The organism is Streptomyces sp. NPDC088197, assembly GCF_044741185.1.
In the GTDB taxonomy this organism is placed as follows: Bacteria; Actinomycetota; Actinomycetes; order Streptomycetales; family Streptomycetaceae; genus Actinacidiphila.
Genome location: NZ_JBIUSD010000004.1, coordinates 227,227 through 250,302, shown reverse-complemented (window position 1 = coordinate 250,302; position 23,076 = coordinate 227,227). Strand labels below are relative to the sequence as shown.

Here is a 23,076-nt window from a genome sequence, read left to right as displayed (position 1 = left end):
TGCGCCGCGTGCGCGCAACCCACCGTTGTCCAGGGGAGGAACCCCGCTGTGCACGTCCAGGAGTGGCTCGACGGCATCCCGCCGATCCTCGTCTATCTGATGGTCGGTCTGGTCGTCGGCGTCGAGAGCCTGGGCATTCCGCTGCCCGGCGAGATCGTCCTGATGAGTGCCGCGCTGCTGTCCTCGCAAGGGCACGTCAACCCCTGGCTGGTCGGCACCGCCGCCATCATCGGCGCGGTCGGCGGCGACTCCATCGGCTACTCGATCGGGCACCGCGGCGGCCAACCGCTGCTCGACCGGCTCGGCCGCAGATTCCCCAAACACTTCTCACCCGGCCATGTGGCCACCGCGGAGCGCTCGTTCCAGCGCTGGGGCATGTGGGCGGTCTTCTTCGGCCGCTTCGTGGCCCTGCTGCGGATCTTCGCCGGGCCGCTGGCCGGTGTGCTCAAGATGCCGTACTGGAAGTTCCTGATCGCGAACCTGCTCGGCGGCATCGTCTGGGCGGGCGGCACCACCGCGGTCATCTATTACGTGGGTGTGGTCGCCGAACCCTGGCTGAAGAGGTTCGGCTACTTCGGACTCGCCGCGGCCGTGCTCTTCGGCATCGCCTCGTTCCTCTTCGTGAGGCGGCGCGCCGCCAAGGCGCAGGCGGAGTTCGAGCAGCAGGAGGCACCGGCGGCGCCCGGTGTCGCGGTGGCGCAGGGCGAGTAGGCCATACGACACTGCGCGGACGGCGGGCCCCGGATCTCCGGGCCCGCCGTCCGCGTGTCGGCCGTCGGTCAGGGACTCGCGGTGCGCGCATCGGCCGTCAGCCCCGCCACTCGCAGTGCGCGTCCGCCGTCAGCCCAGCGACTCCCGGTGCGCGTCCGCCAGCGCCACGTAATGCTCGGCGTTCAGCCGTACCGTCGCCTTCTCCTCCTCGGTCAGCTCCCTGCGCACCTTCGCGGGCACGCCCGCCACCAGTGATCCCGGCGGCACCCGCATCCCCTGCGGGACCAGCGCCGCCGCCGCGATCAGCGAACCGGTGCCGATGTGCGCGCCGTTGAGCACCGTGGCGCCCATCCCGACCAGGACGTCGTCCTCGATCACACAGCCGTGCAGGACGGCGTTGTGCCCGACCGTGACGCCCTCGCCGATGACGGCGGGGAAGCCGGGGTCGGCGTGCACCGTGCAGTTGTCCTGGATGTTGGAGCCCGCGCCGACCGTGATCGACTCGCAGTCGCCGCGCAGCACCGCGTGGTACCAGACGCTCGCGCCCGCGCCCAGCGTGACATCCCCGAGGACCACCGAGCCGGGAGCGGTGAACGCGGTCGGGTCGATCTCCGGTGCGCGGCCCAGAATGTCCGCGATCAGCGGTACGGGGACGCCGCCGCCCGCCGTGCTCCCGCCCTCCGCGCCTGCCGCGCCCGCGCTCCGCGTAACCGCCGGGTCCGTCATGCCCACCGCCCTCGTCGTCCGTCCTGTGGTCTCCACCCGGCACCGTATACGGTGGGCCCGTGCCGAAGAACGAGAACGTGTTCTCCTCCGCGACCGCCGCCGCCACGGCCTGGCGTCGCCGCGTCGGATCGCGGATGGTGCACCGCGGCTGGCGCTGGGTGCAGAACGCGGGCGCGGTCACCGCCGCGCGCCCGGGACCGCTGCGCTTCGGCCGGATCGGCGAGGGCACCCGGCTCGCCTTCCCGCAGGGCACCGTCTTCGGTGAACCGTGGATCCACCTCGGCGACCACTGCGTCATCGGCGAGCAGGTCACCCTCACCGCCGGGATGATGCCGGGCCTCGACCTCGGGCCCGACCCCGTCCTGCGCCTCGGCAACGGCGTCGTCCTCGGCCGCGGCAGCCACGTCGTCGCGTCCGTACCGGTGGTTTTCGGCAACGACGTCTACTGCGGCCCGTACGTCTACGTCACCAGCGACAACCACTCGTACGACGACACGACCCAGCCCGTCGGCAAGCAGTGGCCGCGCACCGCGCCGGTCGAGATCGGCAGCGGGAGCTGGCTCGGCTCGGGGTGCGTGATCCTGCCCGGCGCGCGGCTCGGCCGCAATGTGGTCGTGGCGGCGGGCGCCGTGGTCCGCGGCGAGGTGCCCGACTTCGCGGTGGTCGCCGGAGCGCCGGCCCGGATCGTACGGCGCTGGGACCCGGACACCGGCTGGCAGCCGCCCCTGCGCACCCCGCCGCCGCTGCCGGTCCCCGAGGGCGTCACCCCCGAGCAACTGCTGGCGCTGGCCGATCTGGAGGACCGGCCGTGAGCGCCCGGCCCCGGCGCTCGCCCTGAATCTCCGCCGCCGTGCGGGCGTTTGTTACGTTGCCCGTATGCGCGCACCGATCGGCAACTTCGACGAAGCCCACCCCGCCACCGAGCGCCGCGACCTGCTCCCGCCGCCGGTCGCCGCCGCCGTGACACCCGACATGCTCTACGTCGACACGGACCCGGAGAAGGCCGACACCGCCGTCTTCGTCGAGACCTACGGCGACGACCTGCTGACCGCCTCGGCGAACTGCGTGGTCGTCGCGGGCAAGCGCGGCCAGGACGTCACGCTCGCCGCGTGCCTGGTGCTCTCCACCACCCGCGTCGACGTCAACGGCGCGGTCCGCCGCCACCTGGGCTCGCGCAAGGCGTCGTTCGCGCCGATGGACACCGCCGTGGGCGAGACGGGCATGGAGTACGGCGGCATCACCCCCGTCGGTCTGCCCGCCGACTGGCCGCTGCTCGTCGACGCGGCCGTCGTGGAGGCGCCGCACCTGGTCATCGGCAGCGGCGCGCGCCGCGGCAAGCTCATCGTGTCGGGCAAGGCGCTGGCCGCGCTGCCCGGAGCGGTCGTCCTCGAAGGACTCGGCATCTGACGACGCGCGGCTACCGGGCTGCGGAGCCGCAGGTCACGAGCGGTCCTCCAGCCTGCGGTGCAGGGCCCTGCCGCCCGTCACCACGGCCGTACCGACCGCCACACCGGCCAGCACGGCGAAGATCTTCCACGCCCCGGACAGCACACCCATCAGCGCCACGAGCACGACCAGACCGAGGACGAAAGCCAGCACCGGCAGCGCGTAGTACCAGAGCTGCGCATACGTCCGCTCGTCGAGTCCGAACGGCGGCGGCGGAGCTTTGCGTCCCATACCCCCACCGTAAACTCACAGGTCAGGGGAGGCGCGGGATCTCGATCGCCGGGCAGCGGTCCATCACCATCTCCAGGCCGGCCGCCCGGGTGCGCTCGTACGCCGCCTCGTCGATCACGTCGAGCTGGAACCACACCGCCTTCGCGCCCACGGCCACCGCGTCGTCCGCGACCCCACCCGCGAGCGAGGAGTTCACGAACACGTCGACCACGTCGACCGGGAACGGGATGTCGGCCAGCGAGGCGTACCCCTGCTCGCCGTGCACGGTCTCGGCCTTTGGGTGCACCGGCACGACCCGCTTGCCGAACCGCTGGAGCACGCCCGCGACTCCGTAGGCGGCCCGTGAGGTGTTGTTCGACAGCCCCACCACCGCCCAGGTGTCCCCGGTACCGGTCAGGATCTTCCGCACCGTCTCCGCGTCGCCGTACACGCCGTCCTCCAGCCGCTCGCCGTCACATCGTCCACGTACTGCCGTCGTGCCTGGTCAAACACGCCTCCCGCGCCCGCCATTCCCGGTCGCGGCCCGTAGGCTGACCGGATGGTGGACCGGTATCTGACGGTGGCGCGGGCGGGGGTCTGCGAGAGCGAGATCAAGCGCTCGCGGTTCCTGTGCGCGCTCGCGCCCGTGGCGAGCGAGGAGGCGGCGCAGGACTTCATCGGCCGCGTCCGCAAGGAGCACGCCGGGGCCAGCCACAACTGCTTCGCGTACGTCATCGGCCCCGAGGGGCGGCTGCACCGGGCCAGTGACGACGGGGAGCCGGGCGGGACGGCGGGCACACCGATGCTCCAGGCGCTGCTGGGCCGCGAGGTCCGGGACACGGCGGCCGTCGTGACGCGGTACTACGGCGGTGTCCAGCTCGGGGCGGGCGGACTGGCCCGCGCGTACGGGGGCGCCGTCACCGCCGCGCTGGACGAGATCGGCACGGTCGAGCGGCGGCGGCTCGTCCTGGTCACGGTCACCGTGGACCACCAGCGGGCCGGGCGGCTGGAGAACGAGCTGCGCGCCGCCGGACACGCCATCCGCGGTGTCGCGTACGCCGCCGCCGTGACCATCGACCTGGGCGTACCGCAGGCGGATCTCCCCGGCTTCCGTTCCTGGCTGGCGGACGCCACATCGGGCGCCGCCGAGGTGACGGTGGGCGGAAGCGCGTATGTGACCGTGACGCCCTAGGGCATATCCGACTTTACGGACACGCCCTAGCGTCCTCGGGCGCGCTCCGCGAGGTCGGTGCGCAGGCGGGTGAGGCGGTCGATCTCGGCGTCCAGGAGGGCGAGCCGGCGGTCGACGACGTCGGCGAAGGAGCCGGGCCGGTCGGCGGAACCGTCGCAGGGGGCGGGCGGGTCGGCCGCCAGGAGGTGGAGGCGGTGGGCGCGGCTGCGCAGATCCTCGACGGTCAGGCCGAGGGCGAGCAGCTCACGGATCACGCGCAGCCGGGCGACCTCGGCGGGACCGTAGTCGCGCTGGCCGGAGCCGGTGCGGGCCGGTGGCGGCAGCAGGCCGCGCTGCTCGTAGAAGCGCAGTGCGCGCGGGGTGGTTCCGGCGGCTGCCGCCGCTTCGCCGATCCGCATCCGTCCCCCTGGCGGTCCTCGTACCGCTAGCCCATCCCTACTCCAGCTCCACTATCGCAGCCCCGAAGTGCCGCCCGCCGATCAGATCCGGCAGCGCCTCGGGCGCGCGCTCGATGCCGGTGACCGTCGTGTAAGGGAAGCGGATCTCGTTCGAGCGCAGCCAGCCGCCGAAGCGCGCGGTCCACTCCGCCTCGACCTCCGGGTGGTCGGTACCGCTGTAGCCGCGCAGGGACAGGCCCTTGACGACGAGCCGGTACGAGTCGATCTCGACGGGAGCGCTGCCGCCCGCCCGGTCCGCGGAGAGCTGCCCGGACAGCGCGCCGATCAGCGCGAAGCGCGCGCCCTGGTTGGCCGCGCCGAGAGCCGCGGCCAACTGCTCGCCGCCGACGGTGTCCAGCACCACGTCCACACCGCCGGGCGCAGCCTCGGCGAGCTGACGCGCGAACGGCCCGGAGCCGCGCAACACGACCGCGTCGTAGCCGAGTTCGGAGCGCAGCCGGTCGGCCTTCCACGGCGAGCCCGTACTGCCGATCACCCGGGCCGCGCCCAGCAGCCTGGCGACCTGCCCGGCCAGTGTGCCGACCGCCCCCGCCGCGCCCGTGACGAAGACGGTGTCGCCCGCCCGCACCTGGGCCAGCCGGGTGAGCGCGCCGTACGCGGAGGAACCCTGGGCGAGATACGCCACCGGGTCGGGCAGCGTGTCGTCCAGCACGGCGCACTGGGCGGCGGGCACCAGCGCGTACTCGCGCCAGCCGAGCAGGTGCAGCACCGTGTCACCGGGACGCGGCCCGTCGCCGTCGGGCGCGGCGACCACCTCGCCGACGGCGGGCCCGAAGAGCGTGTCGCCGTGGCGCAGCGGCGGCAGCGGGACGCCGTCGCTCTCACCGCCGAGCAGGGTGCGCAGGCCGGGGAAGACGAGGAAGTGCCGGTTGCGGACGAGGACTTGGCCGGGCCCCGGCTCCGGGAGCGGCGTCTGCACGACGGCGAAATCCCCGGGCGAGGGCAGTCCTCGGGGGACGGCGACGATCCGCACTTCGCGGCTGGTGCGGGGCAGGACAGAGGGGCTTGCCTGAGGGGTTACCGGTGGCGTTGCGGACATGGACGGGTCTCCTGAGGACGCGCGGATTCGGTGCGGCGGCGTGGTGCGGTGCCGTCGGCCGGGGCGCGGTGACGCTAATCCCTGACCCGCGCGTCAGGGTCAAGCGGTGTGCCCTTTTAGGGAAGTTACTGGCGAATTACAGGGTCTTACGCCAGTTTCCTGGCTTTCCGGTGACCTGATCAGCGATCTCCACCGCCTGCCGGGCGGCGACCTTCTCACTCCATGACCACCGCCGGTGAGCCACGGCGCACGGGCCGCGAGCCCGGATGAGAAGATCGCAGCGGTACGGATCGGGCGCCGGAAGCGGCGCGGCACAGGTGCCCGCGGAAGCCAGTCGAAGTCGTCTGACGCCCGCGGGAGTCGAGGAACGGCGAGGGTGAGCGTGCGGGTCGGAGCGGTCGCGTGAGATTTCTGCACACCTCGGACTGGCACCTGGGACGCTCCTTCCACCGCGTCAGCCTGCTCGACGCCCAGCGCGCCTTCCTCGACCACCTCGTGGACACCGTCCGCGCCGAACGCGTGGACGCCGTCCTCGTCGCCGGGGACGTCTACGACCGCGCGGTCCCGCCGCTGTCCGCCGTCGAACTCTTCGACGACGTACTGCACCGGCTCGCCGACCTGGACGTGCCCACCGTCATGATCTCCGGCAACCACGACTCGGCCCGGCGGCTCGGCGTCGGCGCCCGCGTCATGGGCCGCTCCGGCATCCACCTGCGCACCGACCCGGCGAGCTGCCACCGGCCCGTCGTGCTCACCGACGAACACGGCGACGTCGCCGTCTACGGGCTGCCGTACCTCGAACCGGCCCTGGCCCGCGAGGAGTTCGCCGCCGACCGGGCCGACCACACGGCGGTGCTCGGCGCCGCGATGGACCGGATCCGCGCCGACCTCGCCGAGCGCCCCGCGGGCACGCGCAGCGTCGTGCTCGCGCACGCCTTCGTCACCGGCGCCGCGCCCTGCGCCAGCGAGCGCGACATCACCGCGGGCGGCGTCGAGGCCGTACCCGCCGAGGTCTTCGACGGCGTCGACTACGTGGCACTCGGCCACCTGCACGGCTGCCAGACCCTCACCGAGCGCGACGCGACGGGCGAGCCCCTGGCCGAAGGCCAGGGGAGGATCCGCTACTCCGGCTCGCCGCTCGCGTACTCCTTCTCCGAGGAGCACCACCGCAAGAGCATGTGGCTGGTCGGCCTCGGCCCCGAAGGCGCCATCGACGCCGAACGGGTCGACACGCCCGTGCCGCGCGCGCTCGCCCGGATCCGCGGACGTCTCGACGACCTGATCGCCGACCCGGCGCTCGACCGGCACGAGGACGCCTGGGTGGAGGCCACCCTCACCGACCCCTTCCGCCCGCACGAGCCGATGGCCGCGCTCGCGAAACGCTTCCCGCACGTCCTCAGCCTCGCCTTCGAGCCCGAGACCGGTGACGACGACCCGCTCGCCTCGTACGCCAGGCGGCTGCGCGGGCGCAGCGACCAGCAGATCGCCGAGGACTTCGTCGCCCACGTCCGCGGCTCCGCGCCCGCCGCGCACGAGAGCGCCACGCTGAGCGCGGCCTTCGACGCGGTACGGGCGGACACCGTACGGACGGAACGCGCCTGATGCGACTGCACCGCCTCGAACTCACCGCCTTCGGCCCCTTCGCGGCCACCCAGCGCGTCGACTTCGACGAACTCTCCGCCGCCGGGCTCTTCCTCCTGCACGGCCCCACCGGCTCCGGCAAGACCTCCGTCCTGGACGGCGTCTGTTACGCCCTCTACGGCCAGGTGCCCGGCGCCCGGCCGGTGACGCGGCTGCGCAGCGACCACGCGGCGGCGGGCACCGCCACCGAGGTCGTCCTCGAACTGACCGTGGGGACACGGCGGTTGGAGATCACCCGGCGGCCCGAGCAGCCGCGGGCGAAGAAGCGCGGCACCGGCACCACCATGGACAAGGCCGTCACGCTGCTGCGCGAGCACAAGGACGGCGGATGGCAGGCGCTGTCCAAGTCGCACCAGGAGATCGGCGAGGAGATCAAGCAGCTCGTCGGCATGAGCTGCGAGCAGTTCTGCCAGGTCGTGCTGCTGCCGCAGGGCGAATTCGCCACCTTCCTGCGCGCGAGCGCCACCGAAAGGACCGCACTGCTCGGACGGCTCTTCGACACGCGCCGCTTCAAGGCCGTCGAGCACTGGCTGCGCGACCGCAAGCAGGACGCGGCCGGGCGGCTCGCCGCCGGTGACAAGGGGCTGGTCCACCTCGCCGAGCGGATGCGCCAGGCCGCGGGCGGCCTGGCGGCCGGGGCCGTGGCTGACGGAGCGCCGGACGAAGGCCCCTCGCCCGAAGGGCTGTTGGAGTGGGCCGCGGTCCTGCGCTGCGACGCCCGCGAGACCGCCACGATCGCCGCGCAGGCCCTGCGGCACGCCGAGGCCGCCCACCGCGCCGCCGCCACCGGCTTCGACGCCGCCCGCGACCTCTCCGCCCTCCAGTCCCGGCACGCCGAGGCCCGCCGCCGCGCCGCCGCCCTCGACGGTGAGCGCGCCCACCGCGCCGCCGCCCGCGACCGCCTGGCCCGCGCCCACCGCGCCGCGACCGTCGAACCCGCCCTCGCCCTGCGCGACAAGGCCGCCCTCCAACACCGCGAAGCCGTCGCCCTCGAACACCGCGTCCTCACGGACCTGACGACCGCGGGCGAACAGCCCCCGACGCCCGCCGTACCGCACCACCGATCCCCGGTGGAGACGCCCGCCCGGCAGGCGGCCGGTCCACTGGCGGCCGACGCGCCGGGCCCCCGACCGGCTTCCGGCCCGGCCGAGCCCGGCCGGTCCTCGGACGGCCAAGACACCGGGTCCGGTGGCCAGTTGCCGCTCGGCGGACCCGGCGAGCAGCGGTCGGCCGGTGGGCCTGCCGATCGGGCGTCTATCGGGTACGGCGAAGAGCGGACCGTCAGCCAAACTGAGGTCAGGTCCGTGGACCGTCACGACGTCAGGCTCGGCGAGCAACGGAAGGCCGGCCGGGGTGAGGTGGCACCCGAATCCGGCTCCGTGTCGCCCAACAGCCCGGCGGAGCACGGGTCTTGGCGCGCCGAGGCGCTGGCGGGACGCGCGGGAGAGCTGCGGGAGGAGCTGGGCGGCCTCGCCCGGGCCGGAGAGGCCGAGCAGCGCGTGCGGGAGATCGCCGAGCGGCGCGCGGCGCTCGACCGGGAGGAGCGCGCGGACGAGGGAGCCGTACGCGAGGCCGACGGATGGCTGGAGGAGTGGCCGACGCTGCGCACCGCCTTGCAGACCAGGGCGGACGGCGCGGCCGAGGCCGCGACCAGGGCTGCGGGCCTGGCGGCTGAGCTGGAGACCGCGCGCCGCCGCAGGGAGGCGGCGGACCAACGCGACCGGCTGGCGCAGGAGTTGACGCGGGCTCAGGACCGGGCGCGGGACGCGCGGGACACGGCGGCACGGGCCAGGGAGACGTGGCAGGACCTGCGGGAGGCCAGGATCGACGGCATCGCCGCCGAATTGGCCGAGCAGTTGGCGGACGGCGAGCCCTGCCGGGTGTGCGGCTCGCAGGAACACCCCGCCCCCGCGCGGCCCGCCGCGCAGCAGGTCACCCGCGCCGACGAGGACGCGGCGGGCGCGGCCTACGAACGCGCCGCGGCCGGGCACGAGTCGGCGCGTGCCGAAGCCGACCGGATCGGGGCCGCGTGGGAGGCCGCAGCCGCCACGGCGGGGGACGAGCCGCTGGCCCGGCTGACCGCCGCCTGCGCCGTACTGGAGGCCGAACACTCCTCCGCCGCACGCGCGGCGGCCGACGTGTCCGAGGCGCGCCGGGCGCTGGAGCGCGCGGAACAGGAGCGCGACCGCCGCACGGCGCAGCGGCACGAGGCACAGAGCAGGACCGACGTACGCACCTCGCGGCGGGAGGAACTGGACGCGCAGCAGCGGCGGTTGAGCGCCGAGTTGGACCAGGCGCGGGCCGGGTACGCGAGCGTCGCGGACCGGCGGGCCCGGCTGTCGGCGCGGATCGCGCTGCTCGACCGGGCGGCGCACGCCGTACGCGACCGGAGCGACAGCCGGCAGCGGCTCGCGGAGGCCGACACGGCGCTCGCGGAGGCCGCGACGCGCGCCGGTTTCGCGGCGCCCGCCGACGCCGAGGCCGCGCTGCTCGACCCGGAACGGCTGTGGCGCGCCGAGCGCGAGGCCGAGGCGTGGGCCAAGGAGGAGGCCGCCGTCGAAGCGGACCTCGCCGCGCCCGAACCCGCCGCGGCGGCCCAACTGCCGCCCGCGGACCCGGCAGCCGCGCAGGCCGCACTCGCCGCCGCGACCGACCGGCTGCGTGCCGCATCGGCCGCCGAGTCCGCCGCCGCGACCCGCCGCGCCGAACTCGACGGGCTGTCCGCGCAGGCCGCCACCCGTACCAGGGAACTCGCCCCGGCCCGCGCGGAGTTCGACGCCATCGCCCGGCTCTCCGACCTCGCCTCCGCCACCACCGCGGAGAACCGCTACCGGATGGAGCTGGAGACGTACGTGCTGGCGGCGCGGCTGGAACAGGTCGCCGCCGCGGCGGCCGTACGCCTCCAGCGCATGTCCTCGGGCCGCTACACCCTCGTACACACCGACGCGCGCGGCGGCGGCCGGGCCAAGTCGGGGCTCGGCCTGATGGTGGTCGACGCCTGGACCGGCACCGAACGCGACACCGCGACGCTCTCCGGCGGCGAGACCTTCTTCGCGTCACTGGCCCTCGCGCTCGGCCTCGCCGATGTCGTGACCGACGAGGCGGGCGGCGCCCGCCTCGACACCCTCTTCATCGACGAGGGCTTCGGCAGCCTCGACGACCAGACCCTCGACGAAGTGCTCGACGTCCTCGACGGCCTGCGGGAACGCGACCGCGCGGTGGGCATCGTCAGCCACGTCGCCGACCTGCGGCACCGCATCCCGGCCCAACTGCGGGTCGTCAAGGGCAGGGACGGATCGAGCGTGCGGATGCGGACCGGGGCACCGGCCGCCGCCGGAGGCGGGCCGGTCAGAGCGTGAGGGGGCGCCGCTCCAGCGGTGAGGAGTAGACGATGCTGGTCGTGACCGCGCCGAGCCCGGCGATCCGCCCGGTGGTCTCCTCCAGATGCCGCATGGACCGCGCCGCGACCTTCATCACGAAGCAGTCGTCCCCCGTCACGTGATGCGCCTCGAGCACCTCGGGGGTGGTCGCCAGCATGTCGTGGAACGGCCGGTAATTGCCGGTCGGATAGCGCAGCCGGACCATCGCGAGGATCGGCAGCCCGATCCGGTCGTGGTCGATCACCGCCGAATATCCGGTGATCACCCCGGCCTCCTCCAGGCGCCGGACCCGCTCCGTGACGGCGCTCGGCGACATCGAGACGCTACGGGCCAGCTCGGCGTAACTGGCCCGGCCGTCGCGTTGCAGGGCCTCCAGCAGCCGCCAGTCGGTCGGGTCGAGGGAATAAGCGGTCATGCACGAGGGATAGCAGGGGAAAGCCCGGCCGATCAAGGCATTTGCGGGGGATGCACACTTCCGGCAAGCCGGGCGCGACCGTAGATTCTGCGCCATGACCCAGCGGACATCCCAGCTCAGCGCCACCCCTGCCACCGCCGTCGGCCCGGTCCTGCGGGTGCCGCCGGCAGCCCCCGCCGACGCCGCCGCGTACTTCGCGGCCTCCCTGGCCTTCCACACCGACGTCTCCGATGTCGCCGCGTCACTGGAGGCGGCCCGCGCCACGGGCGGCGACCCCGGCTTCGTCGTGCTCGACTCCCGCTCCACCGAGTCCTGGGACCAGGGCCACATCCCCGGCGCCGTCCACCTGCCGACCGCGCGCGTCCCCGAACTCGCCGCCGAATTCCTCGACCGCGACGTCCCGGTCGTCGTCCACTGCTGGGGCCCCGCCTGCAACGGCGCCACCCGCGCCGCCCTCGCCCTGGCCGGCCTCGGCTACCGGGTCAAGGAAATGCTCGGCGGCATGGAGTACTGGATCCGCGAGGGCCTCGCGTACGAGACGGCCGACGGCCCCGCCCGGCGCGCGGCCGACCCCCTGACCGCGCCGGTCGGCGCCGACGACTGCGGCTGCTGACCCCGACGTCCGCCTGTTCGGCCGTTCAGTCCGGCAGCGACGTCAGCTCGTACGCCCACAGCTCGCCGCGGTCCGCGACCCGCACGAAGCCGACGCGCTCCAGAACGGCCTGCGACGGGCGGTTCGCCGGTTCCGTGGTGGCGAGCACCACCAGCACACCCGGCTGCGCGAGCGCCCACTGGCACAGCACCCGCGCCGCGTCCGTGGCCCAGCCCGCGCCCCGCCCCGACTCCGACAGGTCGTACCCGATCTCCACCGCGCCGCCGTCCGGTGGCCCGTGGAACCCGGCGCCGCCCAGCGCCACCAGGTCGTCACTGCGCTGTATCGCGAAGACGCCCCAGCCCGGCCGGTAGACGCCCGCCGCGGCGGCGGCCACCGTCATCGAGGCCGCGCCCACCGTGCCGTCCCCCGGCACGCCGTCGACCCACACCAACCCGGCGGGCTTGCCGTCCGCCAACAGCGCCGCGTCCTCCGGAAGCTGCTCACGCAGGGTCAACCGGCCCTGCGTCAGCACCAGCCGTCCACCGTCATGGGAAGCGTGCAACGTCATCGAGCCGTACCGCCTTCTGCGAGCTGTCGTCCCGGCGTCGAACCGGAAGGCAGCAGCGTAACCGCCTCGCGCGGCGACCCCGTGCCGAGGGCCGCGCCCGGCTTTTCCGCGGGCGGGGGGAACCGCGCGACCGGCCCCCACGGGGCCGCGGGCACAGGGTCGCCCCAGTGGGGCAGACGCTGTTTCGCGACCACCGGACCGGTGGGGGCCGAGCGCGCGGTTCCTCCCCCGGCGCGCCTTCGGGGCACAGGTCTCCCCGGGCGGCGAGGCGGGGCTCGCGTCACCGGGAAATGCCCCGACCGGAGGTCAGAGCGCCGAGATCTCCGCCACCAGGTCGTCGAGTCCCAGCGACCCGAGCGACAGGGCCGCCATGTGCCACGCCTTGGCGTCGAAGGCGTCGCCGTGCGCCGCGCGAGCGGTCTCGCGGCCGGTGAGCCAGGCACGCTCGCCGAGCTTGTAGCCGATGGCCTGGCCGGGCATGCCGAGGTAGCGGATGAGCTCGCTGTCGACGAAGTCGGCGGGCCGGCCGCTGTGGAGGCCGAAGAACTCGCGGGCCAGCTCGGGCGTCCAGCGCTCGCCCGGGTGGAAGGGCGAGTCGGCGGGGATGTCCAGTTCGAGGTGCATGCCGATGTCGACGATGACGCGGTTGGCCCGCATCATCTGGGCGTCCAGGTACCCCAGGCGCCGCTCGGGGTCGGTGAGGAAGCCCAGCTCGTCCATGAGGCGCTCGGCGTACAGCGCCCAGCCCTCCGCGTTGGCGCTGACCATGCCGACGGTGGCCTGGTAGCGGGACAGGCTCTCGGCGACGTGCACCCACTGCGCGATCTGGAGGTGATGGCCCGGCACACCCTCGTGGTACCAGGTGGAGACCAGGTCGAAGATCGGGAAACGGGTCTTGCCCATCGTCGGCAGCCACGTACGGCCGGGACGGCTGAAGTCCTCCGAAGGACCGGTGTAGTACGGGGCCGCCGCGCCGCCGGGGGGCGCGATCCGGGACTCGACGCGCTTGACCCGGTCGGCCAGCTCGAAGTGCGTACCGTCCAGCGCCTGGATCGCCTCGTCCATCAGGCCCTGGAGCCAGTCGCGTACCTCGTCCACGCCCTCGATGGCGGTGCCGTGCTGGTCCAGGTGGGCCAGCACCTCCCAGGGGGACTTGTCGGGCAGGATCTTCGCGGCCTCGGCGACCATCTCGGCGTGGATGCGGTGGTATTCGGACCAGCCGTACGCGTACGCCTCGTCCAGGTCGAGGTCCGTACCGTTCCACAGTCGGCACCAGCGGGCGTAGCGCTCGCGGCCCACGGTGTCGGACGTGCCCTCGGCGGCGGGGGCGTACGTGTCGCGCAGCCAGTCGCGCAGGGCCGCGTAGGCGGCGGTGGTCTCGGCGGCGGCGGCGTCCAGCTCGGCGCGCAGCTCCTGCGGCCCCTCGGCGACGAGCGCGCTGAACCAGCTCTCCCCGCCGTCGTCGCCGATCCACTCACCGATCTGGCCGATGACCGTCGACACCTGGCGCGGGCCCGCGTACAGCTTGCGGGACAGGCCCTCGGCGAGCGCGGCGCGGTAACTGTCGAGCGCGGCCGGGACGGCGCGCAGCCGGGCGGCGAGATCGGCGTAGTCCGCCGCGGAGTCGGTCGGCATGAGGGTGAACGCGTCCCGGACGCTGTGCGCGGGGGAGCTGAGGTTGCTCACCGCGCGCAGGTGCTCGTCGGCCGCGTGCACGGCGAGTTCCGCGCTCAGCCGCTCGCGCAGCAGCCGCGCGCACCGCCGCTCGGCGTCGCTCTCGCCACCGGGCCGCGCCTCCGCCTCGGTCAACCGGTCCAGCGTGGCACGGGCCAGCGCGGCCAGGGCGTCGGCGCCGGCCGGTGAGAAGTCCGGCAGGCGGCGGGCGCTGCCGGGGGCGCCGAGGTAGGTGCCGAGGACCGGGTCGAGAGCGAGGAGATCGTCGACGTAGGTGTCGGCGACCTGGCGGGGCAGAGGGCTGCTGGTGATATTGGACATGGCGCCATCCTGGTACGAGACCGGCCCTCGCGTCACCACCATTGTGTGCGTGGTGCCTTACGCCTGGCGCGTACGCCGCAGCTGGGGGCGTGTTCCCCGGCCCTCGCGCCCCGCGGAACAGCCCCGCCGGGCCCGTACGGATCGGACCGTCCGGGTCACGGCGTGGGCGGCAGCAGCGGGCCGCACGCCCACTGCTGGAAGATCAGCCGCGTCTCGACCCGCGCGACCTCCCGCCGTGAGGTGAACTCGTCGATCACCAGCCGCTGGAGATCGGTGGCACCGGTCACCGCGACATGCACCAGATAGTCGTCGGGCCCGGTGAGGTGGAACAGGGCGCGGGACTCCGGCAGCGCGCGGACGCGGTCCACGAACGGTGTGATCAACTCCCTGCGGTGCGGCCGTACCTGCACCAGAAGAAGCGCCTCCAGACCGCGGCCCAGCTTCGCCGGGTCCAGCCGCAGCTCGTGCCCGAGGATCACGCCGCCGCGCCGCAGCCGGGCCACCCGGTCGAGGCAGGTCGACGGCGCCACACCGACGGCCGCCGCGAGGTCGCGGTACGTGGTCCGGGCATCGTTCTGCAGCAGCCGGAGAATCTCCAGATCCACCGGATCCAGCGCGACGGAATCAGACATCGGGCGAACGTAGCACGGGCGTTCTCCCACGACGCCCGGCGAGCGTTCAGCCTGGAGCACATGGAGACGACAGCAGCAACGACACCGTCCCGGCCCCGCCTGACCCTGGCCACCGAGGCCGTGCACGCCGGGCGCGAAGACCTCGCGGCCCTCGGCGTGCACGCCGTGCCGCTCGACCTGTCCACCACCTACCCGTCGTACGACAGCCGCGCCGAGGCCCGGCGGATCGACGCCTTCGCCGCCACCGGTGAACAGCTCGAAGGCCCGCCCGTCTACGCCCGGCTGGACAATCCCACCACCGCCCGCTTCGAGACCGCGCTGGCCCGGCTGGAGGGCACCGAGGCCGCGGTGGCCTTCGCCAGCGGGATGGCCGCGCTGACCGCCTGCCTGCTGGCGCGCGCCGCCGACGGGCTGCGCCATGTCGTCGCCGTCCGGCCGCTGTACGGATGCAGCGACCACCTGCTGACCGGCGGACTGCTCGGTACCGAGGTGACCTGGACCGACCCGGCGGGCATCGCGGACGCGATGCGGCCCGACACCGGTCTCGTCATCGTCGAGACGCCCGCCAACCCGACGCTCGCGGAGGTCGATCTGCGGGCCGTCGCCCACTCCTGCGGCACCGTGCCGCTGCTGGTCGACAACACCTTCGCCACGCCCGTACTCCAGCGGCCCGCCGAATCCGGCGCCCGGATCGTGCTGCACAGCGCGACCAAGTACCTGGGCGGCCACGGCGACGTGCTCGGCGGCGCCGTGGCCTGCGACGAGGACTTCGCGCGGCGCCTGCGCAAGGTGCGGTTCGCCACCGGAGGCGTCCTGCACCCGCTCGCCGGCTACCTCCTGCTGCGCGGGCTCTCCACCCTTCCGGTACGCATGCGGGCGGCCTCCGCGACCGCCGCGGAACTGGCCCGGCGCCTCACCGCCGATTCCCGCGTGGGCGCCGTCCACTACCCGCGGATCGGCGGCGCCATGATCGCCTTCGAAGTCCTCGGCGACCCCCACGCCGTCATCGGCGGCGTCCGCCTCATCACCCCGGCCGTCAGCCTCGGCAGCGTCGACACCCTCATCCAGCACCCCGCCTCCATCAGCCACCGCATCGTCCCCGAGGCCGATCGCTCCCGCTCCGGCGTCAGCGAACGGCTCCTCCGCCTTTCGGTCGGCCTCGAAGACGTCGACGACCTCTGGTCCGACTTGACGCTCGCGCTCGCGTCCTCCACCACCTCGGCCGCACCTGGCGTACGTCGCATCGACGTCTGACCGCGTTCTCCGCTGACGCAGGAGGGTAGGCCGTGTTTTTAGGCGCGGGGAACCTGCGCGCTCAGCCACGATGGTGGCGGGCCTCGAAAGACCGGCCCCAGTGTGGCAGTTGCTGTCGTTCTCGGGCTGACAGCCCGGTGGGGGCGGGCCGCGCAGTTCCCCGCGCCCCTGAAGAGCAGGCCCTGCGCGACGGCAGCGCGCCCTTCCCGCGCCCCTGGAGAGCAGGCCCCGCGCGACGGCAGTGCACCCTTCCCGCGCCCCTTCGGAGCGTGACCCGAGGCGTCAGGTGCGGTCCTGGGCGGTGCGGGGGAGGGGGGAAGGGGCGTCGGCAGACGCCAGGGTGGCGGTGATGACGAGGGTGCCGTCCTCGACCTGGTAGTCGAGCGGCAGCGCAAGCTCGCGCATGGTGGCGACCATGCCGGTGTTGGTCGACTGCGTGACAGCGTAAACGCTGTCACGCCCGGCCTCGGCGGCCATGGCGACCAGCTTGCGCAGCATGGCCGCACCGATGCCGCGCCGCTGCCAGCCGTCCTCGACGAGGAGGGCGACCTCGTTCTCGTCGCCGTCCCAGAGAAGGTGGCCGAGGGCGACCAGGCGGCCGGAGGCGGTCTCGACGGCGAGGGACTGGCCGAAGCGGGGGCTGAGCAGGTGGGCGAGGTAGCGGTCGGCGTCGCCCACGGGGCCGTGGTAGCGCAGGGCGAGAGTGCCGGGGGAGCAGCGCTCGTGCATGGCCAGGGCGGCTTCGCGGTCCTCGGGCCCGGCGCGGCGGATCGTGATCTCGTTGCCCTCGGGGAGCGTCAGGACGTCCCTGGCGTCGGGCGTCCTGGCCCCGAGGCGCGCGCCGAGCCGCGCGTCGAGTTCCAGCAGGGCCCGCGCCCTGGCGAACTCGGTGGGCGTGAAGGGGAGATGGTCGCGCTGGACGGTGATCGTGCCGCCCGACGGGTCGCGCAGCCGCATCACGGTGCCGTCGAGCGCGTCCTCGGCGTGAGCGGGGGCGTCGGCGGGCGCGGGCGTCGAGCGGATGGTGCAGCGGCCGAACAACTGCCGCAGCGCGAGCGGCAGTTCCGCCGCGTCGAGCGCCGTACGGGTGGCCAGGGTGAGCATGCGGGTCGGGGTGTCCACCAGGTCGTGGGCGTCCGCCCGCTCCGTCCATGTGTCGGTGCCGCCCGCGGCGGTGACGGTCCGGGCGAGCGCCGTGGCGGGCAGCGCCGCAGGGGCCCGCAGCAGGAACTCGTCCACCGTGCCGTCGGCCAGCGGGTGCGTCTGAAGGGTCACGATGTCGACGCGGCTGCCCGCGAGCGCCGTGCACACCGCGCCCAGGCTGCCGGGGGCGTCGCGCACGGTCGTCCGCAGCCGCCACAGCGTCGTCTCGCCGTCGGTACGGTCGCCCGCGCGCTCGGCGCCTGCCTCGTCGGCGGATGCGTCGGCGCGTCCGTCCTCGCCCGGCCGCGGCGGGGCGGCCGGTGGCGCGTGGCCGCGCCCGCGTGCCCACCAGGTGTGGAAGCCCGCGACCGCGAGCAGCGCCGCCGCCGACATGACCAGCAGCACCCGGCCGTCGGGTCCGTGCCCCACCGTCTCGGCGATCAGGTCGGCGGTGGCCATCGCCGTGAACAGCGCGGCCACTTCGACGAATTCGCGGCGCCAGTGATGCTGACGGGATCCGGGATGGGCAGGAGTCGACTGAGACATACGTCTACCATGCCTAAGATGTGTTGCGTGATCACGAACGTTCCGTGACCGGCCGGTAAAGGACGGATCTTTTCGGTTAACTTACGTTTTCAACGTTTTTGCCGAATGCGCCCCTCTCGCGCCGGAGTGCGGCATCCGTGGCCCCATGGTCAACGAGCCCCCGCGCCGCCTACGATGGCCCGACTTCACCCCGCCGCGGACCACCCGAGCCGCCCTACCCGCGCCGAAGCAGCTACCCCCACCGGCGCAGCGACGATGACTGCAGAACAGACACCGCACACCTTCCAGGTCGATCTGCGTGGCCTGGTGGATCTCCTCTCCCACCACCTTTACTCCAGCCCGAAGGTCTACCTGCGGGAACTTCTGCAGAACGGCGTCGACGCGATCACCGCCCGCCGCGCGCAGGACCAGGACGCGCCCGCCCGCGTCCTGCTGCACACCGAACCCGGCGCGCTGCGCGTCGAGGACACCGGAATCGGCCTCACCGAGGCCGACGTGCACAATCTGCTGGCCACCATCGGACGCAGCTCCAAGCGCGACGCGCTGGAGAGCGGCATCGCCTCCGCCCGCACCGAATTCCTCGGCCAGTTCGGCATCGGCCTGCTGGCCTGCTTCGTCGTCGCCGACACCATCCGCGTGGTCAGCCGCTCCGCCCGCACCCCGGACGCGCCGCCGGTCGAATGGTCCGCGCGCGACGACGGCTCGTACACCGTACGCACGCTGCCGGACGACGCCAGGACCGAACCCGGCACCACCGTGCACCTCACGGCGCGGCCCGGCGCCGCCGACTGGTTCACGCCCGAGCGGGTCACCGCCGTCACCCGCGACTTCGGCTCGCTGCTGCCGTACGACATCCGGGTGGACGACACGCCCGTCACCGACCGGCCGCCGGTCTGGGAGCGCCGCCACGCCAGTGCCGGGGCCCGCCGGGTGGAGTTGGCCAGGCACTGCCAGGAGCAGTTCGGCTTCCTGCCGCTGGACGCCATCGACCTCGACGTGCCGGTCGCCGGAGTGCGCGGCATCGCGTACGTCCTGCCCTCCGCCGTCAGCCCGGCCCAGCGCGCGGGCCACCGCGTGCACCTCAAGGGCATGCTGCTCACCGACCGCGCCGACGAACTCCTCCCGGACTGGGCCTTCTTCGTCCGCTGCGTCATCGACACCGACAGCCTGCGGCCGACCGCGTCCCGCGAACACCTCTACGCCGACGAGACGCTCGCCGCCGTCCGCGACGCGCTGGGCGAGCGGATCAAGGAGTGGCTGACGACGCTGGCCGCGGGCGAGCCGGAACGCCTCGGACACTTCCTGTCCGTGCACCACCTCGGCGTGAAGACGCTCGCCCGGCACGACCCCGACCTGCTGCGGGTGATGCTGCCCTGGCTGCCGTTCGAGACCACCGACGGGCAGCAGTCGCTCGACGAATTCGCCCGCCGCCACCCGACCGTGCACTTCACCCGCACCGTCGAGGAATTCCGCCAGGTCGCCGCCATCGCCGCCGCCCAGGGCATGGGCGTGGTCAACGGCGGTTACACGTACGACGCCGACCTGGTCGGGATGCTCCCGCGGGTACGGCCGGGCACCCCGGTCGCGGAACTGGACGCCGACACCGTCACCGCCCACCTCGACACGGTCGACCCGGCCGAGGAACTGGCCCTGTCCGGCTTCCTGGCCGTCGCCCGCGCCGCACTCGACCCGCTGGGGTGCGACGTCGTCCTGCGCACGTTCCACCCGCTGACCGTTCCCGCGCTGCACCTCGACGACCGGTCGGCCCGGCACGAGCGCGCCCGTGAGGAGGAAGAGGAACAGGCCGACGACCTGTGGGCGGGCATCCTCGGATCGCTGCGCGGCACCGCGCCCAGGGCCCGGCTGGTCCTGAACCACCTCAACCCGCTGGTGCGCAGGATCGGCGCGCTCGGCGCCCGCGACCTGGTGGCCAGCTCCGTCGAAGCGCTGTACGGGCAGGCGCTGTTGATGGCGCAGCGGCCGTTGCGGCCCGCCGACACCGCGCTGCTCAACCGGGCCTTCCTCGACCTGCTCCAGTGGGCCACCGACCACCCGGCCGGGCAGGAGGAGGGCCGATGAGGACGACGTGTCCGACCGGGCCACGGCGCGGCGTCCCGGGGAGCCCACGATGACCGGCGAGCCCACGACCGCGGCGGATCTGCGCCGGGCCATCCAGGAGAACGCGGCGGAGCCGGAGGGCGCGGCCCGCAACGCCCGCGCCGAGCGCATCGCCGAGGAGGCCGACCGCACCGGTGACCGGCCGCTGATCATCGAGGCGCTGTTCAATCTGCTCACCGCGTACAACTACAGCTCCGAGTCCGACAAGAGATTCGTGCCCTTCGCGAAGGCGCTGCGGATGTGGGACGAACAGCCGGGCGACTTCGACGAGTTCAGCGCCAAGAGCCTGCACTGGTACTTCAAGTGGGTCTCCAGCGGCATGCTCGACCAGCCGCACATCCCGCTGGCCGCCATCGAGAAGTGGCAGGCCGAGATGGAACACCGCTACCGGCTCGCCGGATACTCCGAACGCGCCGTACGGCAGGGCCAGTTCAGGATCGCCCGGCACATCGGCGACCTGCCGCGCGCCGAGGCCGCCTTCGCCGCGTGGCTGGCCGCCGACCGCGACGTGATGAGCGACTGCCACGCCTGCGAACTGCACGCCCAGGGCGGCTGGCGGGTGCGCCTCGGCGACGACCGGCGGGCGCTGGAGAGCTGGCAGCCGGTACTGGCGGGCGAGTTGACGTGTGCGCACGAGCCGCACGGGGTGCTGGCCTCCTCGTTGCTGCCGCTGCTCAGGACCGGCAGCGCCGACCTGGCCCGCGCCAACCACCTGCGCGGCTACCGGATGGTCCGGTCGATGGAGAGCATGCGGTCCGCCGTCGCCCAGCACATCGAATTCTGCGCGCTCACCGGCAACGAGGCGCGCGGCCTGGAGATCCTGGCCGCACACCCCGCGCACTTCACCGCCGCGGGCGACCCCGACAGCCTCATGGACCACCACGCCGTCACCGCGCTGCTCACCGCCCGGCTCACCGCGCTCGGCCACGCCGACCGCCCGGTGCCGGGACCGGCGGGACGCGACTGGACCGCCGCCGACCTGCACACCCATGCCCGCACCCGCGCCCTGGAGTTGGCGCACAGCTTCGACGCCCGCAACGGCACACGGGCCGTCTCCGAGGCCGTACGGGAGCGGATGGCGCGCCAACCCCTGCTGGAGCGGCTGCCGTTGGGAATTCGGGCGGCGCGGCTCGGCGAGGCGGCGGCCACGGAGGCGGGACCGGCCCTTCCCCCGCCGCGGGCCGACTCCGTACCGGCAGAACCCGGCGCCGACGACCTGCCGGACATGGTCGCCGAGGCGCGGCGGCTCAGCGGCGGCGGCGACCCGCGGGCCCACCAGGCGTGGGCGGACGTGGCCGCCGCCGTGGAACGGACCGGCGCCGAAGTGGACGCCGCGGCGCGCGCGGAGATCACCGACAACGCCGCGATGGCCGCGATCGGCGAACCCGTACGGTCCCGCGAGCTGTTCCTGCGCGCCGCTCGGCAGTTCGAGGACGCGCGGGAGCCGGGGGAGGCCGCGGCGAGCCGGGCCCGCGCCGCCTACGCGCTCGCGCTCACCGGCGAGGCGGACGAGGCGCTGCGGGCGGTCGAGGAGCAGTGCGCGGTGCTGCGCGACCTGCACGGCGGGGAGCGGGCCACCGCCCGCCAGGTCAGCGGCGCGGGGCTGCTGCGCTGCCGTGTCCTGCTGGCCGCCGCGGCGGGCGGCGATGACGAGGCCCGGCGGGCCGCGCTCGCGGAGGCCGCCCAACAGGCCGCCGACGTAGCCGAGTTCAGCGAAGAGCACCAGGCCGAGCCGGGGATGACCGGACGCCTCGCGGACGCCACCGTCATGCTCGGACGGCTCGCCGCGGGCCGCGGCGACGGCGAGCGGGCCGTCCGACTCCTCACCCGAGGAGCCGAGTTGCACCACGCGGCGGAACAGCCCTGGTACGCGGCCGAGCCCGAGGCGGCCCTCGCCGACCTGACACTGCGCGGCGGCGACCCCGAGACCGCGGCCGACTGCGCGCGCGCCGCGCTCGACCACGGCGCCGACGTACTCGAACCGCCGCACCGCGCCCATCTGCACCTGCTCATCGCCCAGGCGCGCGCCGCGCTCGGCGACGACGAACAGGCCGCGGCCGAGGCGCTGGAGGCCGCGACCTGGGCCGACGAGGCCGGCCACGGCGACGACATGGGCGCCACCGCCCGGCTGCTGTTCGGCGGCGCGCTGCGGCGGCTCGGCCGGGCCGAGGAGGGCGCCTGCGTCCTGGAGTCCGTGCTTCCCGACCTGGAACGCGCCGCCAACGAGGCCCAGATCGTCCAGGCCCGCTGGTGGCTCGCCGAGTGCCAACTCGACCTCGGCGAGGCCCGCGAGGCCGCCGAGCAGTTCCTGCGCGCCGCCCGGGTCGCCGAGGGCTGGGACGACCCCTGCGACCACGCCATGCTCGCCAATCTCGCCGCCGACGCGCTCAACCGCGCCGGTCTGCACGACGAGGCTGTACGCGCCTACGCCCGCGCCGAGGACCTCTGGCGCGCCGTGGGCGACCCGCACGCCCTGATCCGCACCCTGCGCGCCCGCGCCTGGATCGAAGTCGGTGAAGGCCGCGGCGGCATCACAGTGGCCCGCTCCCTCATGACCGCCGCCGCCGACACCGTGCGACAGGCACTCGAAACCGCCGCCCCCGATGACGGGACGGCCACCGCCCACCTGCGCGTGGACCTCGCCGACACCTACCGCCAGACCGCCGAGATCGTCCTACGCGCGGCGGGCGGGACCGACGGCTCCGACGACGGTCCGGGCGACACGGACGCCGTCCACGAGGAGGCCCTGGCACTGGCCGACCTCGCCATCGCCACCCTCACCCCGCTGGGCGCCACCGCCCGCGACGACCGCACCGCCGCCACCCTCATGGCCGCCTGGCTGGAAGCCGACCTCGCCCGCCCCGCCGCCGCCGCCACCCGCGCCCGTACCGTCACCGCCGAATACGCCGGCGCCCAGGACCCCACGGCCGACGCCCGCCGCGCCGAGGCCGCCTCGATCCTCGACTACACCAGCGCCGACCGGGCGGACGACGAGAGCTGAGGCCGG

20 protein-coding genes are annotated in these 23,076 nt (G+C 74.3%); 10 read left to right on the top strand and 10 right to left on the bottom strand.

The features are described from left to right. Window positions 1-48 precede the first annotated feature (48 nt). Window positions 49-711 carry a DedA family protein gene (locus ACIOC1_RS13215; protein WP_355341304.1) on the top strand — a complete coding sequence of 221 codons (663 nt, stop codon included), beginning with the start codon at window positions 49-51 and terminating at the stop codon, window positions 709-711. Window positions 712-840: 129 nt separating this feature from the next. Here ACIOC1_RS13215 and ACIOC1_RS13210 read toward each other — a convergent pair whose 3' ends face one another. Continuing rightward, window positions 841-1,353 (bottom strand): gamma carbonic anhydrase family protein, encoded by a 513-nt coding sequence (locus ACIOC1_RS13210; protein ID WP_401854279.1) that lies wholly within the window; start codon window positions 1,351-1,353, stop codon window positions 841-843. A 143-nt stretch (window positions 1,354-1,496) separates the two neighbouring features. Between ACIOC1_RS13210 and ACIOC1_RS13205 the strand changes: the two genes are divergently transcribed. Both ACIOC1_RS13205 and ACIOC1_RS13200 read left to right on the top strand, forming a co-directional pair. Beyond that, on the top strand, window positions 1,497-2,249 hold the full coding sequence (locus ACIOC1_RS13205) for an acyltransferase (protein ID WP_355341301.1): 753 nt from the start codon (window positions 1,497-1,499) through the stop codon (window positions 2,247-2,249). Window positions 2,250-2,313: 64 nt separating this feature from the next. After that, complete coding sequence (locus tag ACIOC1_RS13200) at window positions 2,314-2,844, top strand: YbaK/EbsC family protein (RefSeq protein ID WP_355341298.1); 531 nt, start codon at window positions 2,314-2,316, stop codon at window positions 2,842-2,844. Between the two features lie 33 nt (window positions 2,845-2,877). Here the strand turns inward: ACIOC1_RS13200 and ACIOC1_RS13195 are convergent, their stop codons facing one another. After that, a complete protein-coding gene (locus ACIOC1_RS13195; RefSeq protein WP_401853923.1) occupies window positions 2,878-3,114 on the bottom strand; it encodes a hypothetical protein in 237 nt (78 codons plus the stop codon). Between the two features lie 22 nt (window positions 3,115-3,136). Further along, entirely contained in the window at window positions 3,137-3,544 is a 408-nt protein-coding gene (locus ACIOC1_RS13190; protein WP_355341292.1) for a CoA-binding protein, read from the bottom strand. A gap of 108 nt (window positions 3,545-3,652) precedes the next feature. On the opposite strand from ACIOC1_RS13190, the gene ACIOC1_RS13185 reads away from it, so the two are divergent. Next, window positions 3,653-4,285 carry a YigZ family protein gene (locus ACIOC1_RS13185; RefSeq protein ID WP_355341289.1) on the top strand — a complete coding sequence of 211 codons (633 nt, stop codon included), beginning with the start codon at window positions 3,653-3,655 and terminating at the stop codon, window positions 4,283-4,285. A 26-nt stretch (window positions 4,286-4,311) separates the two neighbouring features. On the opposite strand, the gene ACIOC1_RS13180 is transcribed toward ACIOC1_RS13185, so the two are convergent. Then, complete coding sequence (locus tag ACIOC1_RS13180) at window positions 4,312-4,683, bottom strand: MerR family transcriptional regulator (protein ID WP_391117895.1); 372 nt, start codon at window positions 4,681-4,683, stop codon at window positions 4,312-4,314. 37 nt (window positions 4,684-4,720) lie between these two features. After that, window positions 4,721-5,782, bottom strand: coding sequence for an MDR family NADP-dependent oxidoreductase (locus ACIOC1_RS13175; protein WP_401853921.1), 1,062 nt, complete (start codon window positions 5,780-5,782; stop codon window positions 4,721-4,723). A gap of 402 nt (window positions 5,783-6,184) precedes the next feature. Here ACIOC1_RS13175 and ACIOC1_RS13170 point away from each other — a divergent pair, with 402 nt between their 5' ends. Next, window positions 6,185-7,384: an exonuclease SbcCD subunit D gene (locus ACIOC1_RS13170; protein ID WP_355341280.1), complete on the top strand. Its 1,200-nt coding sequence runs from the start codon at window positions 6,185-6,187 to the stop codon at window positions 7,382-7,384. Beyond that, window positions 7,384-10,782, top strand: a complete 3,399-nt coding sequence (locus tag ACIOC1_RS13165) for an AAA family ATPase (RefSeq protein ID WP_401853919.1) — start codon at window positions 7,384-7,386, stop codon at window positions 10,780-10,782. The genes ACIOC1_RS13170 and ACIOC1_RS13165 overlap by 1 nt, the downstream gene beginning before the upstream one ends. On the opposite strand, the gene ACIOC1_RS13160 is transcribed toward ACIOC1_RS13165, so the two are convergent. Then, complete coding sequence (locus ACIOC1_RS13160) at window positions 10,772-11,218, bottom strand: Lrp/AsnC family transcriptional regulator (RefSeq protein ID WP_401853918.1); 447 nt, start codon at window positions 11,216-11,218, stop codon at window positions 10,772-10,774. The two genes, ACIOC1_RS13165 and ACIOC1_RS13160, sit on opposite strands and share 11 nt — an antisense overlap. A gap of 94 nt (window positions 11,219-11,312) precedes the next feature. Here ACIOC1_RS13160 and ACIOC1_RS13155 point away from each other — a divergent pair, with 94 nt between their 5' ends. Next, entirely contained in the window at window positions 11,313-11,831 is a 519-nt protein-coding gene (locus ACIOC1_RS13155; RefSeq protein WP_401853916.1) for a rhodanese-like domain-containing protein, read from the top strand. Between the two features lie 25 nt (window positions 11,832-11,856). On the opposite strand, the gene ACIOC1_RS13150 is transcribed toward ACIOC1_RS13155, so the two are convergent. The 3 genes from ACIOC1_RS13150 to ACIOC1_RS13140 all read right to left on the bottom strand — a co-directional run bounded on the left by ACIOC1_RS13150 (window position 11,857) and on the right by ACIOC1_RS13140 (window position 15,008). Further along, the gene (locus tag ACIOC1_RS13150) at window positions 11,857-12,381 is read right to left on the bottom strand and encodes a GNAT family protein (protein WP_355341268.1); all 525 of its coding nucleotides are present in this window, start codon (window positions 12,379-12,381) and stop codon (window positions 11,857-11,859) included. 306 nt (window positions 12,382-12,687) lie between these two features. Next, window positions 12,688-14,376 (bottom strand): DUF885 domain-containing protein, encoded by a 1,689-nt coding sequence (locus tag ACIOC1_RS13145; RefSeq protein WP_401853914.1) that lies wholly within the window; start codon window positions 14,374-14,376, stop codon window positions 12,688-12,690. A 155-nt stretch (window positions 14,377-14,531) separates the two neighbouring features. Beyond that, complete coding sequence (locus tag ACIOC1_RS13140; protein ID WP_355341262.1) at window positions 14,532-15,008, bottom strand: Lrp/AsnC family transcriptional regulator; 477 nt, start codon at window positions 15,006-15,008, stop codon at window positions 14,532-14,534. Window positions 15,009-15,068: 60 nt separating this feature from the next. Here ACIOC1_RS13140 and ACIOC1_RS13135 point away from each other — a divergent pair, with 60 nt between their 5' ends. Next, window positions 15,069-16,262, top strand: a complete 1,194-nt coding sequence (locus ACIOC1_RS13135) for a trans-sulfuration enzyme family protein (RefSeq protein ID WP_401853912.1) — start codon at window positions 15,069-15,071, stop codon at window positions 16,260-16,262. Window positions 16,263-16,544: 282 nt separating this feature from the next. Here the strand turns inward: ACIOC1_RS13135 and ACIOC1_RS13130 are convergent, their stop codons facing one another. Next, window positions 16,545-17,951, bottom strand: coding sequence for a GNAT family N-acetyltransferase (locus tag ACIOC1_RS13130; protein WP_401853910.1), 1,407 nt, complete (start codon window positions 17,949-17,951; stop codon window positions 16,545-16,547). A 255-nt stretch (window positions 17,952-18,206) separates the two neighbouring features. On the opposite strand from ACIOC1_RS13130, the gene ACIOC1_RS13125 reads away from it, so the two are divergent. Both ACIOC1_RS13125 and ACIOC1_RS13120 read left to right on the top strand, forming a co-directional pair. After that, entirely contained in the window at window positions 18,207-20,030 is a 1,824-nt protein-coding gene (locus ACIOC1_RS13125; protein WP_401853908.1) for an HSP90 family protein, read from the top strand. Between the two features lie 49 nt (window positions 20,031-20,079). Then, complete coding sequence (locus ACIOC1_RS13120; protein ID WP_401853907.1) at window positions 20,080-23,070, top strand: tetratricopeptide repeat protein; 2,991 nt, start codon at window positions 20,080-20,082, stop codon at window positions 23,068-23,070. Window positions 23,071-23,076 lie beyond the last annotated feature (6 nt).

Bases quoted from the DNA above. Each gene is read 5' to 3' on its own strand.
- ACIOC1_RS13200 (WP_355341298.1), top strand. From the start codon at position 2,314: ATGCGCGCACCGATCGGCAACTTCGACGAAGCCCACCCCGCCACCGAG.
- ACIOC1_RS13195 (WP_401853923.1), bottom strand. From the start codon at position 3,114: ATGGGACGCAAAGCTCCGCCGCCGCCGTTCGGACTCGACGAGCGGACG.
- ACIOC1_RS13185 (WP_355341289.1), top strand. From the start codon at position 3,653: ATGGTGGACCGGTATCTGACGGTGGCGCGGGCGGGGGTCTGCGAGAGC.
- ACIOC1_RS13180 (WP_391117895.1), bottom strand. From the start codon at position 4,683: ATGCGGATCGGCGAAGCGGCGGCAGCCGCCGGAACCACCCCGCGCGCA.
- ACIOC1_RS13175 (WP_401853921.1), bottom strand. From the start codon at position 5,782: ATGTCCGCAACGCCACCGGTAACCCCTCAGGCAAGCCCCTCTGTCCTG.
- ACIOC1_RS13165 (WP_401853919.1), top strand. From the start codon at position 7,384: ATGCGACTGCACCGCCTCGAACTCACCGCCTTCGGCCCCTTCGCGGCC.
- ACIOC1_RS13160 (WP_401853918.1), bottom strand. From the start codon at position 11,218: ATGACCGCTTATTCCCTCGACCCGACCGACTGGCGGCTGCTGGAGGCC.
- ACIOC1_RS13155 (WP_401853916.1), top strand. From the start codon at position 11,313: ATGACCCAGCGGACATCCCAGCTCAGCGCCACCCCTGCCACCGCCGTC.
- ACIOC1_RS13150 (WP_355341268.1), bottom strand. From the start codon at position 12,381: ATGACGTTGCACGCTTCCCATGACGGTGGACGGCTGGTGCTGACGCAG.
- ACIOC1_RS13145 (WP_401853914.1), bottom strand. From the start codon at position 14,376: ATGTCCAATATCACCAGCAGCCCTCTGCCCCGCCAGGTCGCCGACACC.
- ACIOC1_RS13140 (WP_355341262.1), bottom strand. From the start codon at position 15,008: ATGTCTGATTCCGTCGCGCTGGATCCGGTGGATCTGGAGATTCTCCGG.
- ACIOC1_RS13135 (WP_401853912.1), top strand. From the start codon at position 15,069: ATGGAGACGACAGCAGCAACGACACCGTCCCGGCCCCGCCTGACCCTG.
- ACIOC1_RS13130 (WP_401853910.1), bottom strand. From the start codon at position 17,951: ATGTCTCAGTCGACTCCTGCCCATCCCGGATCCCGTCAGCATCACTGG.
- ACIOC1_RS13125 (WP_401853908.1), top strand. From the start codon at position 18,207: ATGACTGCAGAACAGACACCGCACACCTTCCAGGTCGATCTGCGTGGC.
- ACIOC1_RS13120 (WP_401853907.1), top strand. From the start codon at position 20,080: ATGACCGGCGAGCCCACGACCGCGGCGGATCTGCGCCGGGCCATCCAG.